This window comes from Polaribacter sp., assembly GCF_051251875.1.
Classification (GTDB): Bacteria; Bacteroidota; Bacteroidia; order Flavobacteriales; family Flavobacteriaceae; genus Polaribacter.
In genome coordinates this window covers 1-16,070 of sequence record NZ_JBPOGL010000016.1, presented here as the reverse complement: position 1 = coordinate 16,070, position 16,070 = coordinate 1, and the positions used below count along the sequence as shown (strand labels likewise).

The following is a 16,070-nucleotide window of genomic DNA, read 5'->3' as shown; positions in this document are numbered from 1 at the left end:
CCTTATAGTTTTTGCAACTAAAAGCTATGAAAGCAATAGTATTTCAATTTGAAACATGAATCAAAAAAAGTGTATTTTGTTTATTTTGTAGGAATAAATTCTAAAGCCGCGCCGTTTATACAATGACGTTCTCCTGTTGTTTCTTCCGGACCATCATCAAAAGCATGCCCTAAATGACCGCCACAAGTATTGCATTTTAATTCTGTTCTTGCATAGCCAATTTTATAATCTATATCTAGTTCAACATTGCTTTTAATGGCTCTGTCAAAAGAAGGCCAACCAGAACCAGAATCGTATTTATAGGTAGATTGGTACAATTCAGTTTTACAGGCAGCACAAACATAGACTCCTTTTTTGTAATTTTTATTTAGCGGACTGGTAAAAGCCCTTTCTGTACCAGCTTCTCTTAATACATTATATTGCAGAGGTGATAAGATTTTTTTCCATTCACTTGCCGTTTTAACAATTTTATAATTGTTTTCTTCTTTTGAAGAATTTTGGGCTTTACTAGCACAACTTATAAAAATAATTAAAATGATGAGGCTTGCTATTTTTTTCATGTATTTTGTAATTAAAAAACTACTATCTTATTATTAATATAATTCTCTTTTAGAATTAAAAGTGTAGCATTCTATTATTTTTGACGTATATGTAATGTATAACTTACAATGGCAGATAAATGAATTGCAATGTTCATGCTTTTCCAGATGGTTTTTTTAATACTGATACATTTCCTGTTAAATCAACAAGAAAAAGATGCTCAATATTTGTAATGATACTACATTTAACCTGGATTATTTTCTATAATTATATTGGTTTTTTGAGTGAGATATTCTACTCATAGTTTTCCCCTTTTATCAACTTTAAAGTACAATATCGTGTAAAATGTTAAGGGTAATTTATTAAAATAAAATACTAAAAATATCATTATAATTTAAACTGCTTTGATGATTGATAATGATGGTGGTTAAAAGCGGCTTTTGGAAAATAGCTGCATTGCTAAAAAATATTTTTTTGATACAAATAGTTTGTGTAATTTTAGAAAAAATAATAATAAGCAAACTTGTGACTAAATAACAAATTTAGGGTCTTAAAATAGTAATAAATAGATATAAAATGAAGAAAGTAGTTATATTAATTTTAGTGGTTTTTTTATATAGTGAATGTACTACGGTACCAATTACTGGTAGAAAAAGAATAAATTTAGTTAGTGATGCAGAGGTATTGCCAGCTAGTTTTGCTCAATACAAAGGTTTTTTAGCAGAAAATAGAGTTTCTAGTAATGTGGCAATGACCAACCAAATAAAAAGTGTTGGTAAAAACATTTCTGCAGCTGTAGATCGTTTTATGAGAGCTAATAATATGATTTCTGAAGCAGATTCTTATCAATGGGAATTTAATTTAGTAGAAGATGAAACTGTAAATGCGTGGTGTATGCCAGGAGGAAAAGTGGTATTTTATACAGGTATTATGCCTATTTGTGCAAATGTAAATGGTGTGGCGGCAGTAATGGGGCATGAGGTAGCGCATGCTTTTGCAAAACATGGTCAAGAAAGAATGACAAATTCTTATGGTCAACAAATTGGTGGTTTGCTTGTTGCTTTAGGAACAGCAAATAAAAGTGCAGAATCTCAACAAATGTGGAATACAGCTTTTGGCGTAGGTTCTGGTTTGGGAATGTTAAAATTTAGTAGAGTACATGAACAAGAAGCAGACAGATTAGGTTTGGTTTTTATGATTATGGCAGGTTATGATGGTACAGAAGCTGCTGAAGTTTGGGTAAGAATGAGTGCTAATTCTGGAGGAAGTTCTCAGCCAGAAATTTTAAGTACACACCCTTCTAACGAATCTAGAATTCAAGATTTAAGAAATTATTTACCTACAGCAAAAAAATATGCGGCTCAATATAATGCCAGATAAAACATAGAAATAAGAAATAAGAAAACAAATAGATTTCCTATCTTGTGACCGTTCAAATTTTGATTTGAACGGTTTTTTTTATAAAAAAAAATATGCGATGTTAAAAATTGGAGATAAAAAATTAATTAATGCTTGGGCTTTTTACGATTGGGCAAATTCAGTTTATTCATTAGTAATAAGTACGGCTGTTTTTCCTATTTATTATGCAGGTTTAACTGCTTCTGAAGGTTTTGCAAATGCAGATGGTAAAATTACTTTTCTAGGAACCTTATGGACACCAACTACACTTTATAATTATGCGCTGGCTTTTTCTTTTTTAATTGTTGCTTTTATTTCTCCTATGCTTTCTGGTATTGCAGATTATGCCGGTAATAAAAAGAAATTTCTTAAAGGATTTTGTCTTTTAGGCTCTTTATCCGTAATGTGTTTGTTTTTTTTTACAGGAAAAGAAACGCTTTGGGTAGGAATTGTTTTTACAATTTTAGCAAGTATTGGTTTTTGGGGAAGTATCGTTTTTTATAATTCTTATTTACCAGAAGTAGCGCATCCGGAACAGCAAGATAATGTAAGTGCAAGGGGATTTATGTTAGGGTATTCTGGTTCTATTTTGTTATTGCTTTTATGCTTAGTATTAATAGAAACTAAAGTTTTTGGTTTTTTTGATAAGCAATTTGGCTCTCAATTGTCATTTGTTTTAGTAGGTTTGTGGTGGTTGGGTTTTGCGCAAATTACCTATGCAAAATTGCCTAATTCTGAGAAAACTAATTTGCCAAAAGATAATTATTTTATAAAAGGAATAAAGGAAATTAAGAAAGTAGCAAAAGAACTTTTTCAAATTCAAGAATTAAAATTATTCTTGATTTCTTTTTTTTTATTAAGTGTTGGTGTACAGACTATTATATTAATGGCAGGTATTTTTGGTACTATTTTAGGTTTAGAAACTTTAAATTTAATAGCCACCATTTTAATAGTGCAGTTTGTAGCTATTTTTGGAGCATTTTTATTTTCTAGATTGTCTAATAAAATTGGAAATATAAAAACATTAAAAATTACAATTGCCATTTGGTGTGTTGTTTGTTTTATTGGTTTTAACTTAACAAAAGATACGCCTAATATAGAAATGTATTTTTATATATTGGGTTCTTTAATAGGTTTGGTTATGGGCGCAGTGCAATCTTTAGCAAGATCTACATACTCTAAATTATTACCAGAAACAGAAGACCATGCTTCTTATTTTAGTTTTTTTGATGTAACAGAGAAAATAGCACTAGTAGTAGGTATGATAACTTTTGGTGTTTTAAACTCCATAATATCTATACAGTCTAGTGTATTGGCATTAGCTGTTTTCTTTTTGGCTGCTTTTATTGTTTTAAGTGGCATAAAGAAAACAAAATATGTGCAATAAAAAAGGGTCACAATTTGTAACCCTTTTTATAGTATGACTTTAAATATTAAAATTAATTCCTAATACAATATTTCTACCTTGATTTAAAATTTGATCAGATTTTAATCTTGATAAATGATCTATATATTTTGTGTTTAATAGATTATTTATAGATAAGCTTGTAGAAAACTGAATGCCATTAGTTGTAATGTCTCCTCCAAAGCCTAAGTTAATTAGATTGTAACTAGGTGAATAAGTTTCAAACAAGCCAATGTTATTTTGAGAAAATGTACTTTTTAAAGTTGCCGATGCATAACCTTGTTGCAACCATTTGCGTATATTAAATTCACCTCTTAGTGTATTTTTCCATGAGTTTGCTGGTATTAAGGGTAAATAATCTCCGTTATCTTGTTCTCCTATAACGGTTTCAAAACTACTTTCTAAATGCAACCAATCTATAGGATGTGGGTGCAAATGAAAACCCATTTCTCCACCATAAAGTTTGGCATCTTCTTGTAGGTAACTATAAACAGGTGTTTCATCTTCAATTTCACCAGTAGGAGCAATAAAAATGTAATCATTTAAATGATTGTAAAAACCGTTTGCAAACAACTCAAAATGTTCTGTTTTATATTCTAAAGAAAGATCTAATTGAATATTTTTCTCATTCACCAAATTACTATTACCTTGTTCAAATCTATTGGTTCCATGATGTACACCGTTAGAAGATAATTCTGCTAAGTTGGGTGCTCTAAAACCAGAAGCGGCATTTATTCTTACCGTAAAATTGTCTGATAATTCTGTTTTAAAACCTAAAGAAGTCGTAAAACTGTTAAAGGACTTATCAATAGCTTCAAAAACATGTATTTCATCCTCATGAGCAACTTCGTGTTTTTCGGTGGTTATGTTCCTGTTATCATAACGAATTCCTGCTTGAATAGTGTTTTTATGCCAAGAGTAATTTGCTGTTGTAAAAACTCCAAAATCGTTTATTGTAGCATTCGGAATTAAAATTTCTTCACCAAAATTTGTATTTGTTTGATGTAAGCCTTGCACGCCAGATAGTATTTCTACATTTCCTATTTTAGGGAAATGATACTTTGCATTATAACTAAATGTTTTTAACTTCATTCTTAAAGCAGCTTCTTCGTCATGTTCTTCTTCTTCCTCTTCATGAGCATCATCCTCTTCATGTTCATCATGATGTTCTTCAAATTCTTGTCTATCATTAAAAGTATAACCCAAATCTAAATCTAATTTAGAATCTCCCAAAAAGAAATGGTTGTGAGAGCTTAAAATATGATTGTCTATTAGTTGATAAGGTTCTAAAAGAGTTTTACTGGTAGATTGTTCTGCAATTCCTTCTTCTGGTAAACCTAAATTGGATCTGTTAAAATTATAACGAAATTCTGAAGTAAAATTATTTTTAGAATATGCTATTCCGGTTTTAAAATCCTTTTCATTAAAACGAGTATTTGTTACTCTTTCATCCGTAGGTATTTTATAATCTGAATGATTGGCATAGGTTCCTCTTGCTAAAAATTTCCAGTTTTCTGAAGATAATTTTGCGCCAAGAGAAGTATTGGTACCTAATGTATTGCCAAAATAACGATGACTAAAATTAAGTTCTTTAGAATTTTCTGATGCAAAATTTTCTGGATTTAGGTACAATACGCCACCCAAAGCATCAGAACCGTAAAGTAGAGAAGCGGGGCCTTTAATTACTTCTACACTGCTAATTCCGGCATCATTAATACCTAAACCATGTTCACCTCCAAATTGTTGGTTTTCTAGTCGAATACCTTGTGTATATACTAAAACTCTATTGCCGCTTAAACCTCTTATTACAGGTTTTCCAATGGAAGCACCGGTAGATATTTGAGAAACTCCAGCAATATTTGTAATTCCTTCTGATAGCGTTGTTGCCCCAGTTTTTTGAATAGACTTTGCAGTTAACCTTTCTATTTTCATTACATTTTCTGATTGTAATTTATTAAAAGGAGCAGAAATTATTACTTCATCCATTGTAAAGGGGGTTTCTTCTAATTGAATATTTAACACTATGTTTTCTGAGTTAAATTCAATAATCTTAGAAACTGTTTTAAAACCTAAATAGCTAAAAGTTATTTTTATTTTTCCTTTCGGAATGTTTTTCATTATATAATTTCCGTCTTCTTTTGTTGTGGTTCCTTTGTGCAATTCTAGCGCATAAATTTGAACGGTTGCTAACGGATTATTTTGTGTATCGGTAATGTTTCCTGAAAGGCTATTTTGAGCGTTCACAGAAAAGGCTGTTACTAAAAGTAACATGGTAATTAATGTTTTCATGAAGTTTTATTTTTACTGTAATAATTGGTGTGTGTAGACCTGTTTGCTTAAAAACAAATAGCTCTAAATATTGCATAGCGAAATAAATAGAGCAATTCTTATATTTTAAAATATAGAATTTCTCATTTTGTTATTTCTCTAGTACAAATAAAATTTAAACAGTAAAAAAAGGAGGTCCTCTGGGAGATTTTATAGATTGATAAACCTCTTTAATTCGTTGAGGTTTGTCTGTAAAAATTGAAGTATAATAATGTGTCGGAATTACATCAAAATTAGATGTAAAATCCATTGAAAATATGGTTAAATGCTTGTGAAATTCGGCACAATCTACATGCTGATTGTGTATATGGTGTTCACCAATAGAAGTACAAACAGCGTGTTCATGATTTTGTAAATCATGCAAAATTTCTATTGATGTTGGTATCATCAATAGGAAAAGAAAAAATATGCTCAATAGTTTTTTATGCACGAAATTATTTTTTTCTTATTCTTAAATTTAGCATTTCTACACCTAAAGAAAATGCAATTGCAAAGTACAAATATCCTTTAGGTATTGCGCCAACAGATTGGTTAAATATTTCTGTATGAGATAAATGAGCACTTTCTGTAATTAGCATAAAACCTATTAAAATTAAAAAAGACAATGCCAACATTTGTATTGTCGGATTATTGTTTACAAAATTACTAATGGGATTCGAAAAAATCATCATAATTATGATAGAAACAATTACGGCAATAACCATAATTAGTAAAGCGCCATTTATACCATTGGTCATACCAATGGCTGTTAATATACTATCAAAAGAAAAAACAATATCAATAAGTATAATTTGAATAATAACGTTAGAAAGTGATATTACTTTGGGAGATTTTATTACTTGTTCTTCGTTTGTATGTTCTACTTTTTCTCGGATTTCTTTGGTGCTTTTATAAAGTAAAAAAAGACCTCCTAGAAACAAAATTAGACTTTGACCTGTGATTCCGGTTTTAATCCAACCGGCATTTATTTCTATAAAAGGTTCTTTAAAAGCAATTAAATAAGAGACACTAAAAAGCAAGATAATTCTAGTAATCATTGCTAAAGCCAACCCTAAAAGAGTGGCTTTTCTAATTTGATTTTCTGGTAATTTATTGGCAGATATTGATATAAAAATAATGTTGTCTATTCCTAAAACAATTTCTAAAAAAGTAAGTGTTATTAGTGCAACCCAAGCATCTGCATGTAAAAAAATTTCCATATTATTTTACTTTATAAATGGTCCCTTTTTGCGAAAATTTAGAAAAACCAATTTTTACAGTAAAATCATAAGAATCTTTATGTATTTTATTTATTTGAACATACATTGGGTCTTTTTGAAGATCTGTTTTAGGATTGATATATTTTAGTGTGTAAAAGAAATTGTTTTTCCATTTTATAGACAAAGTATCTATGTGATTTCCGTGTTTACTAATTTGAATACTGTCTTTTCTTATAATAATTTCTTTATCGAAACTTTTACCAGCAGGAATTTCAAAAACACCGGTCTTAAAAATGTCTGAATTATCTTCAAATTCTGATTTGCATGAATTTAGAAGCAAGAAAAAAGAACCAAGAAACAAGAAGATCATTTTCTTATTATTCATTAGTTTATTTATGGAAACCTCTTTTTTCTTTAGTCTTTTTTCTTTATTCTCCATTTATATTCCGGTATAATTAGCAGGTGTAATAGCTTTTAATTCTTCTTTAATTTCTGTAGAAATCTCTAAAGTATCAATAAAATCTGCAATAGATTTCTGATTTATTTTAGCATTTGTTCTTGTTAGTCCTTTTAATGCTTCATAAGGATTAGGGTATGCTTCACGTCTTAAAATAGTTTGAATAGCTTCTGCAACAACAGCCCAATTATTTTCTAAATCATCCTCAAATTTTTGTTTGTTCAACAATAATTTATTCAATCCTTTTAAGGTAGAAGTAAACGCAATAATTGTATGTCCAAAAGGCACACCAACATTTCTTAAAACAGTACTATCTGTTAAATCTCTTTGTAATCTAGAAACAGGTAATTTCGCTGAAAGATGTTCAAAAATAGCATTTGCCAAACCTAAATTTCCTTCAGAATTTTCAAAATCAATAGGATTTACTTTGTGAGGCATTGCAGAAGAACCAACTTCACCAGCTTTAATTTTTTGTTTAAAATAATCTGTAGAAACGTAGGTCCAGAAATCTCTATCTAAATCTAAAACAATGGTGTTTATACGTTTTAAAGTATCAAACAACGCTGCTAAATGATCGTAATGTTCTATTTGTGTTGTCGGAAAAGAGTGGTATAAACCTAATTTTTCTTGTACAAATTTAGTTCCAAATTCTTTCCAATCTACGGTTGGGTATGCCACTTTATGAGCATTAAAATTACCAGTTGCTCCACCAAATTTTGCAGCACTTGGTATGTCATTTAATAAATTAAATTGTTCTTTTAAACGAACAACAAAAACCTCAATTTCTTTTCCTAATCTTGTTGGAGATGCCGGCTGACCGTGTGTTCTTGCCAACATAGAAATGTCTTTCCATTCAATAACCAATTCTTGTAAACGCTCTAATAATTCAAAATAATGTGGTACATAAACATCATTCATTGCTTCTTTTATAGAAAGCGGAATTGCCGTATTGTTAATGTCTTGAGAGGTTAACCCAAAATGAATAAACTCTTTATGTTTTTGTAAGCCTAAAAGGTCAAACTTTTCTTTGATAAAATATTCAACAGCTTTTACATCATGATTTGTAATGCTTTCAATATCTTTAATTTTTTGAGCATCTTCCGCTGTAAAATCAATATAAATTTTACGTAAATCGTCAAATAAATCATTGTTAAAGTCTGCTAATTGTGGCAAAGGAATTTCGCACAAAGCAATAAAATATTCAATTTCTACACGAACTCTATATTTTATTAAAGCTTCTTCTGAAAAATAGTCTGCTAATTTTGATATTTTACTTCTGTAACGTCCATCAATAGGAGAGATGGCATTTAATTGAGTTAATTCCATTTTTTAGTTCTGTTGTTAACTGCAAAAATAGTGAATTTAGCAGATTTATAAAGCTGATTTTTGATGTTTTTCTATCAAACTTAAAATGAATTTTCCACGAGCTTTACAACCTTTGCTTTCATGAATAATTTTGGTTTCAATTAAATGTTTTAATTCTGGGTGAATCCAATCTATTGTTAATCCAAAGAAATACAAAGTGGTCATTGTATACGCTCTTACCGCAATTTTTTGTGGCGTAATTAACCAATCAAAACCTGTTTCTACAATAACATTAATATGTTTTGCAGTTAATTTTTGTTGCACTTCATTTTTATTTTTTGCCCCATACGCAGTTGCAAGATGTTCACAAATTTTGGCACAAGGTCTTATGGCACTATCAAACTTTACAGTAGAAATTTTTGTTGAAAATTCATCTAAATGCGGTAAAATATAATGCAAATGATGATGTGTGCAAATCCATTCTAAAATCCAAGCAGCTTTTATAGAAATCTTATGATCAACATCAAAAGTAATACGAACCAATTCTTTAAATAAAATTTGATTTTCTAACACAATATTTGCAACCCTTTGTCTGTTTTCCCTTTTAGGATTTTCCATTAAATTGAGCTGTTCTGTTAAAAAAAGATGGTTCATTTTGGTACGATTAATGTATATTTACTTTAAAATTCTTTATAAATGATAAATATAAAAAGACTGTTTTTTGTTTTTGCTTTTTTGGCTGGTTTTTTTCTAAGCGAAGAAGTAAATGCTCAGAAATTCAATCAATTTGATAGTAATAAAAAAAGAACAGGTGTTTGGAAAAAATACCACCCCAATAAAAGAATACGATATGTGGGGCAATTTAAAAATGGAAAAGAGGTTGGCGTTTTTAAATTTTATGATATTACCAGTTCTGAAAATCCTGTAATTTTAAAAAGATTTTCTCCCAATAGCGACTCCGTTTTTGTTGAATTTTTTACGGTAAAAGGAATTTTGAAAAGTAAAGGTGTTTTAATACATAAAAAACGCACAGGAAGTTGGTTGTATTATTTTCCGCATGGTAAAGTTTTGTCTAAAGAAAACTATATAAATGGTAAATTAGATGGTTTGCTAACCAATTATTATCCTGATGGTGCAGTTGCGGAATTGTCTACCTATAAAAATGGTTTATTACACGGAGTTTCTAAAAAATATTCAAGTAAAAAAGTTTTAATAGAAGAAATTGAATATAGAAACGGCAAACCAAATGGTGTTGCTAAATATTTTGAATTGAATGGTGCATTAAAAGAAACTGGTACTTATAGAGACGGTAAAAGAGAAGGGCAGTGGGAGTATTATTTAGATGGAGAAATAGCGTCTGAAAAAGAAAAACAGAAGAAAGCTACCTATACAAAAAAGAAAGGAGAATAGTGGTTGGTGGTAATTCATAGAAATTATTAGTTATTCTCGAAACTTTCCATATTTTTATCAAAATTCTTTATACATGTTCATAGATATCATTGATAGTTGTGTCAACTTTTTTCTATGAGAAAGGCTGTGTCACAATCATAGTAATTCCTACCTTTGCACCCTCAAAATTAAAGAATGAAAAGAGTAGTTGTTGGGCTTTCTGGTGGTGTAGATTCTAGTGTTACAGCCCATTTATTAAAAGAGCAAGGATACGAGGTTATTGGGCTTTTTATGAAAAATTGGCATGATGATTCTGTGACCATTTCTAATGAGTGTCCGTGGTTAGAAGACAGTAATGATGCAATGATTGTTGCAGAAAAATTAGGCATTCCTTTTCAAGTGGTAGATTTAAGCGAACAATACAAAGAACGTATTGTAGATTATATGTTTGATGAATATGCAAAAGGAAGAACACCAAATCCTGATGTACTTTGTAATAGAGAAATTAAGTTTGATGTTTTTATGGACATTGCCTTAAAATTAGGTGCAGATTATGTTGCAACTGGTCATTATTGCAGAAAAGATGAAGAAATTATTAACGGTAAGCCTGTGTATAAATTATTAGCAGGTAAGGATATTAATAAAGATCAGTCTTATTTTTTATGTCAACTTTCTCAAGAACAATTAACAAAAGCATTATTTCCTATTGGCGAATTAACAAAACCAGAAGTTAGAGAAATTGCCAAAGAAGCAGATTTAATAACTGCAGAAAAGAAAGATAGTCAAGGGTTGTGTTTTATAGGTAAGGTTCGTTTACCAGAATTTTTACAACAAAAATTACAGCCAAAAAATGGTGCCATTGTAACCATACCTTCAAGTTTTGAGCAATATGTTCAACAAGCTCCAGAATTTGAAAACAAAGAAGCTGAATTAAAATATTATTCAACAAAGTTTACGTACAAAAAAGAAGACGGAAAAATAGTTGGCAAACATCAGGGAGCACATTATTTTACAAAAGGACAACGAAAAGGATTAAATGTTGGTGGCACAAAAGAAGCATTGTATGTTATAGAAACTGATGTTGTAGAAAATGTAATTTATACTGGTGAAGGTAAAACTCATCCAGGTTTATACAGAAACGTGTTGTTTGTTTCTAATGAAGAAATTCATTGGATTCGTGAAGATTTAGCCTTAAAACCCGGAGAATCTATGCAAGTAGATGCAAGAATTAGATATAGACAAGCTTTAGATAGAGCAACCTTATATAAAGTAGCAACTGGTTTGTATGTAGAATTTGAAAAGAAACAATCTGCAATCCAAGAAGGTCAGTTTGTGGCTTGGTATCAAGATGAAGAATTGTTAGGATCTGGCGTAATTTCATAATAAAAATAAATAAAATGATAAAAAAGTGGTAATTTCGAAATATGAAGAAATTACTACTTTTTTTGTTTTTGACCACTTTTTTACAGCTTCAAGCTCAAGAAGATGCTTGGGTTTATTTAAAAGATAAACCTAATAAAGATACCTTTTTGGCCAATCCTTTAACCATGCTTTCTCAACGTGCGTTAGATAGAAGGACTAAATTAAATGTTTCTTTAGACGCTGTAGATGTTCCTATTGATGAAAATTATTACACTCAATTAAAAAATACCGAAAACATAACGGTTTTAGCCAAATCTAAATGGTTAAATGCCATTCATGTTCAGGGAGAAGTAAGTGATATCAATAATTTAGTAACAACCTATTCTTTTATTGCATCTATTGAATTTGCGAATAAATCTTTAAATACAGGCGCTAAATCATTGGGTAAACCCTTAACACCTAATCATTACAACAAGTTTTTACAAGCCCAAACAGCATTTGATTATGGCGAAGCAGACAATCAAATTAAAATGTTAAAAGGAGATTTTTTACATGAACAAGGATTAACAGGACACGGACAATTAATAGCAGTTATAGATGCAGGTTTTCCGAATGTAAATACACTTGCTGCTTTTCAAAGAGTTAGAGATAACAATCAAATTTTAGGTGGCTATAATTTTGCTGATAGAAATACAGATATTTATACAAGAAGTAGCCACGGAACACATGTGTTGTCTTTTATTGCTGGTTATTTAGAAAATGAATTTGTAGGCACAGCGCCAGATGCCAGTTTTTATTTATTTATTTCAGAAATAACAGAAACAGAAACGGTTTTAGAAGAAACTCTTTGGGTAGAAGCGGCAGAAAGAGCAGATAGTTTAGGAGTTGATGTTATTAATACTTCTTTAGGATATACAACATTTGATAATGCAAATCACAATCATACCTATGAAGATATGGATGGTAAAACTACCTTTATTTCTAGAGGCGCAGAACTTGCCACTTCTAAGGGAATGCTTGTGGTAAATTCCGCAGGAAATGATGGAGACAAAGAATGGAAATACATTGGAGCGCCAGCAGATGCAGCTTCTGTAATTACTATTGGGGCGGTAAATGCTTCAGGAGAAATTGCTAGTTTTAGTTCGTTTGGACCAACTTCTGATGGAAGAATAAAACCAGAAATTGTAGCACAAGGAGAAAGACCTTCCTTTATAGATTATGAATCAGGAGAAGTTTCAACGGCAGGAAGTGGAACTTCATTTTCTTCTCCAATTATGACAGGTTTAATTGCTTGCTTAAATGGTAATGAAGGATTTGCACTAAGACCAGAATCTACAGATGCACAAAATTTAAATGATAATTTAAAAAGTTCAATTTACCAATCTGCAAATCAATTTTCAAGTCCTACGGATCAATACGGTTATGGAATTCCAAATTTTGAAACTGCACTTAATTTGTATGTTGCAAGTACAGGTTCTGTAAATGATAACTTGTTTAAAAACCTTTCAGTGTATCCAAACCCAACAGAACAGTTTATTAATATAATGTTTAAAAATGGTAGTTTACAAGATTTTACACTTGAAATTTATGATGTTTTAGGAAAAAAGGTTTTAAAACAATCGAATGCAACTTTTAAAACAATAAATGTTTCTTTTTTAGAAAATGGTATTTATATGTTAAAAGTGTCAAAAGATAATCAATACAAAACGTTAAAGTTGATAAAAAAATAAGGGTGTATTTTTGGGGTGGCATCAAGCGAAAAATAGCATGTTGAAAAATAAATATCTTGAAAAAAGTTAAACGAAATTCAATATTACTCACAATAATTTTGCATTCATTTATAATTCTTGGAGTTGGCCATGGAATTGGAATAATGGGGATTATAGATATTTCGAGTATTCCAAATTTAATGGACGATTATGGATTTACATTAAGTGGAAAATTTAATGATAAAATTATGTCAATTGGCCTTATTTCCTTAATTGGAAAAATATTGTTACTATCCAGTTTATTTATAAAATTAGAATTGTATAAACTTATATGTGAAATTGTTGGAATTGTACTTTTGTTGATTTCAGTTTATTTTCTAACATCTGGAAATTGGAGTTATAATTCTGTTTATGAAACTGCTTTTTGGACAAGTATTCCATTTTTAATTTCATCTTTAAATTTAGCAATTCTAATAATCAGAAAAATTAACGAAAACAAAAACCTGAATATTGAAAAGAATGGAAAATGGAATAAGGCTAATTACCACAAACTGAAAGCTAAATGATACAAGATTCCTTAATAATTGAAAAAAGGCATAAAAGGTTCATAAAATCTGTTTGCAACACTGAAACTGTTTACGGACTTAAAAATCACAAAGGATTTGCAACCTCAAGTTCCGTTAAATATGAAAATGACAATGGACAACCAATTGGAATTATTTGCTTTTGGGCTGAAAAATCTTTAGCAAAATCTTGTATTGAAAAAGATTGGCATAATTATAAAATATCTGAAATTTTATTATCAGATTTTATTGAAAATTGGTGCGTTGGAATGGAAAATGATGGACTTTTAATAGGAACAGAATTTGATCGAAATATGTTTGGTTTTGAATCTGAACCAATGGAGCTTATTCTTGAATTAATAACAGAATTAAAATCAATCGGAAAAGATTTGAAATTTAAAAAATTCGAAGGAATAATAGATTTAGAAAAACAAGTGCATGAAATACTTGCATAAAAAATCAGGCACAAACACTGTGCAAAATTAATTCCTTTGTTTTGGTCTACTAACTAAAGTTATCCCTGCCTTTTTATCTGTATATTATTTACTAACTTTAGTGCTTAAAACATATAGATAATCTTACATAAAACAGTTGTCATATTTGTAAGTAAAAATCTGCGGTTTCACTTAAAAATTATCTTACAAATTTCATTTATTTATGTAGAAGAAAAACAGTATTTTGTTTTTTTGTTGAAATAAAAATAATACTTCAATTACATCATTTACCGTTCTAATAGTTTACAGAAAATCAAAAAAATAATGGCAAATAAAATTACGCAACTTTTTAATATTCAATACCCAGTTATTCAAGGTGGCATGATTTGGGTTTCTGGTTGGAGGTTGGCTTCAGCAGTTTCAAATGCAGGTGGATTAGGTTTAATTGGCGCAGGTTCTATGTATCCTGAAGTTTTACGAGAACACATTCTAAAATGTAAAAAAGCAACCGATAAACCTTTCGGTGTAAACGTACCCATGTTGTATCCTGATATTGAAAAAATTATGGATATTATTGTGGAAGAAGGCGTGAAAATTGTTTTTACCTCCGCAGGAAACCCTAAAACTTGGACCGCTTTTTTAAAAGAAAAAGGAATTAAAGTTGTGCATGTGGTAAGTTCTGTAAAATTTGCTTTAAAAGCAGAAGCTGCTGGTGTAGATGCCATTGTTTGCGAAGGTTTTGAAGCTGGCGGACATAATGGGCGTGAAGAAACCACCACTTTTACCTTAATCCCCATGGTAAAAGAGCAGGTTAAAATTCCTGTTATTGCGGCTGGAGGAATTGGTTCTGGAAAAGGAATGATGGCGGCAATGGTTTTAGGAGCAGATGCTGTGCAAATAGGGAGTAGGTTTGCGGCAACAGAAGAGTCTTCTGCACATCAAAAATTTAAACAAATTATTGTAGACGTAAAAGATGGTGATACACAAGTAACATTAAAAGAATTGGCGCCTGTGCGTTTGGTGAAAAATAAATTTTATCATGAAGTACAAGAATTATATCAACAAAATCCATCAATAGAACAATTAAAGGAATTATTAGGAAGAGCAAGAGCAAAAAAAGGAATGTTTGAAGGAGATTTAGAAAACGGTGAACTAGAAATAGGTCAAATTGCAGGTTTAATTCATCAAATAAAACCAGCAAAAGAGGTTTTAATTGATATTATAGAAGAATTTATGTTGATGAAAACCTTTGTAAAGAATCTTTAAAATATTTTAAAAAAAAGATACATTATTTTTGTGTTTAAATATTATTGGCATTATCTTTGTAATTCAATAAAACGTTGTTAGTACTTAAATTAGCAACACATAATTTTTTTATAATGAATAAAGGTACCGTAAAATTTTTCAATGAATCTAAAGGATTTGGATTTATCACTGAAGAAGGAACAAACAAAGAACATTTTGTACATGTGTCAGGATTAATTGACGAAATTCGTGAAAACGATGAAGTTGAATTTGACTTACAAGATGGAAGAAAAGGATTAAACGCAGTAAACGTAAGAGTATTATAATATATATCTATTACTAGTTAATTTTTTATCTAAAAGCCTATCAAATTTGATAGGCTTTTTTTATGGTTAAAATTTAGAAAACTAGTGAACTCTTTTTTACTATAACCAACAGGGAAATCTTGCTTTGTAGGAAACTTTTTTTTTAAATATTTTGGATTCTTTTAAAGAAAGAAGTTGCTATAAGTCTAAATTGAACCCTATTTGAAATGATTTTGAAAATAAAAAGTATTTTAGGCTATTAATCAATTAATGGCATTACATTTGCAACTCAATAAAATGTTGTTAGTAATTAAATTAACAACACAATAATTTTTTATAATGAATAAAGGTACCGTAAAATTTTTCAATGAATCTAAAGGATTTGGATTTATCACTGAAGAAGGATCAAACAAAGAACATTTTGTACATGT

Annotated in this window: 17 protein-coding genes; 10 read left to right on the top strand and 7 right to left on the bottom strand. The window is 29.8% G+C overall.

Annotated features, from left to right (window positions below):
* Positions 1-80: 80 nt before the first annotated feature.
* A complete protein-coding gene (gene msrB, locus ACSHW5_RS08735; RefSeq protein WP_435675737.1) occupies positions 81-560 on the bottom strand; it encodes a peptide-methionine (R)-S-oxide reductase MsrB in 480 nt (159 codons plus the stop codon).
* A gap of 556 nt (positions 561-1,116) precedes the next feature.
* Here msrB and ACSHW5_RS08730 point away from each other — a divergent pair.
* Both ACSHW5_RS08730 and ACSHW5_RS08725 read left to right on the top strand, forming a co-directional pair.
* Entirely contained in the window at positions 1,117-1,920 is an 804-nt protein-coding gene (locus ACSHW5_RS08730; RefSeq protein ID WP_435675736.1) for a M48 family metallopeptidase, read from the top strand.
* A gap of 97 nt (positions 1,921-2,017) precedes the next feature.
* The gene (locus tag ACSHW5_RS08725; protein ID WP_435675735.1) at positions 2,018-3,325 is read left to right on the top strand and encodes an MFS transporter; all 1,308 of its coding nucleotides are present in this window, start codon (positions 2,018-2,020) and stop codon (positions 3,323-3,325) included.
* 39 nt (positions 3,326-3,364) lie between these two features.
* Here the strand turns inward: ACSHW5_RS08725 and ACSHW5_RS08720 are convergent, their stop codons facing one another.
* The 6 genes from ACSHW5_RS08720 to ACSHW5_RS08695 all read right to left on the bottom strand — a co-directional run bounded on the left by ACSHW5_RS08720 (position 3,365) and on the right by ACSHW5_RS08695 (position 9,250).
* A complete protein-coding gene (locus tag ACSHW5_RS08720) occupies positions 3,365-5,632 on the bottom strand; it encodes a TonB-dependent receptor (protein WP_435675734.1) in 2,268 nt (755 codons plus the stop codon).
* A gap of 154 nt (positions 5,633-5,786) precedes the next feature.
* A complete protein-coding gene (locus ACSHW5_RS08715) occupies positions 5,787-6,059 on the bottom strand; it encodes a hypothetical protein (protein ID WP_435675733.1) in 273 nt (90 codons plus the stop codon).
* 46 nt (positions 6,060-6,105) lie between these two features.
* Entirely contained in the window at positions 6,106-6,870 is a 765-nt protein-coding gene (locus ACSHW5_RS08710) for a TerC family protein (protein WP_435675732.1), read from the bottom strand.
* A gap of 1 nt (position 6,871) precedes the next feature.
* Positions 6,872-7,309, bottom strand: coding sequence for a hypothetical protein (locus ACSHW5_RS08705; protein WP_435675731.1), 438 nt, complete (start codon positions 7,307-7,309; stop codon positions 6,872-6,874).
* Entirely contained in the window at positions 7,310-8,653 is a 1,344-nt protein-coding gene (gene purB / locus ACSHW5_RS08700; protein WP_435675730.1) for an adenylosuccinate lyase, read from the bottom strand.
* Positions 8,654-8,698: 45 nt separating this feature from the next.
* Complete coding sequence (locus ACSHW5_RS08695) at positions 8,699-9,250, bottom strand: adenylosuccinate lyase (RefSeq protein WP_435675729.1); 552 nt, start codon at positions 9,248-9,250, stop codon at positions 8,699-8,701.
* Between the two features lie 78 nt (positions 9,251-9,328).
* Here ACSHW5_RS08695 and ACSHW5_RS08690 point away from each other — a divergent pair, with 78 nt between their 5' ends.
* The 8 genes from ACSHW5_RS08690 to ACSHW5_RS08655 all read left to right on the top strand — a co-directional run.
* Complete coding sequence (locus ACSHW5_RS08690; RefSeq protein WP_435675728.1) at positions 9,329-10,042, top strand: toxin-antitoxin system YwqK family antitoxin; 714 nt, start codon at positions 9,329-9,331, stop codon at positions 10,040-10,042.
* Positions 10,043-10,216: 174 nt separating this feature from the next.
* Positions 10,217-11,404 carry a tRNA 2-thiouridine(34) synthase MnmA gene (gene mnmA, locus ACSHW5_RS08685; protein ID WP_435675727.1) on the top strand — a complete coding sequence of 396 codons (1,188 nt, stop codon included), beginning with the start codon at positions 10,217-10,219 and terminating at the stop codon, positions 11,402-11,404.
* 41 nt (positions 11,405-11,445) lie between these two features.
* The gene (locus ACSHW5_RS08680; protein ID WP_435675726.1) at positions 11,446-13,113 is read left to right on the top strand and encodes a S8 family serine peptidase; all 1,668 of its coding nucleotides are present in this window, start codon (positions 11,446-11,448) and stop codon (positions 13,111-13,113) included.
* 56 nt (positions 13,114-13,169) lie between these two features.
* Positions 13,170-13,658 carry a hypothetical protein gene (locus tag ACSHW5_RS08675; RefSeq protein ID WP_435675725.1) on the top strand — a complete coding sequence of 163 codons (489 nt, stop codon included), beginning with the start codon at positions 13,170-13,172 and terminating at the stop codon, positions 13,656-13,658.
* Complete coding sequence (locus ACSHW5_RS08670; protein WP_435675724.1) at positions 13,655-14,110, top strand: DUF2750 domain-containing protein; 456 nt, start codon at positions 13,655-13,657, stop codon at positions 14,108-14,110. Before ACSHW5_RS08675 ends, ACSHW5_RS08670 begins: the two co-directional genes overlap by 4 nt.
* Positions 14,111-14,413: 303 nt before the next feature.
* On the top strand, positions 14,414-15,355 hold the full coding sequence (locus ACSHW5_RS08665) for an NAD(P)H-dependent flavin oxidoreductase (RefSeq protein ID WP_435675723.1): 942 nt from the start codon (positions 14,414-14,416) through the stop codon (positions 15,353-15,355).
* A 113-nt stretch (positions 15,356-15,468) separates the two neighbouring features.
* Positions 15,469-15,660 (top strand): cold-shock protein, encoded by a 192-nt coding sequence (locus ACSHW5_RS08660; RefSeq protein WP_065318359.1) that lies wholly within the window; start codon positions 15,469-15,471, stop codon positions 15,658-15,660.
* A 318-nt stretch (positions 15,661-15,978) separates the two neighbouring features.
* On the top strand, positions 15,979-16,070 hold a 92-nt coding region (locus tag ACSHW5_RS08655), incomplete at its 3' end, for a cold-shock protein (RefSeq protein WP_435675807.1).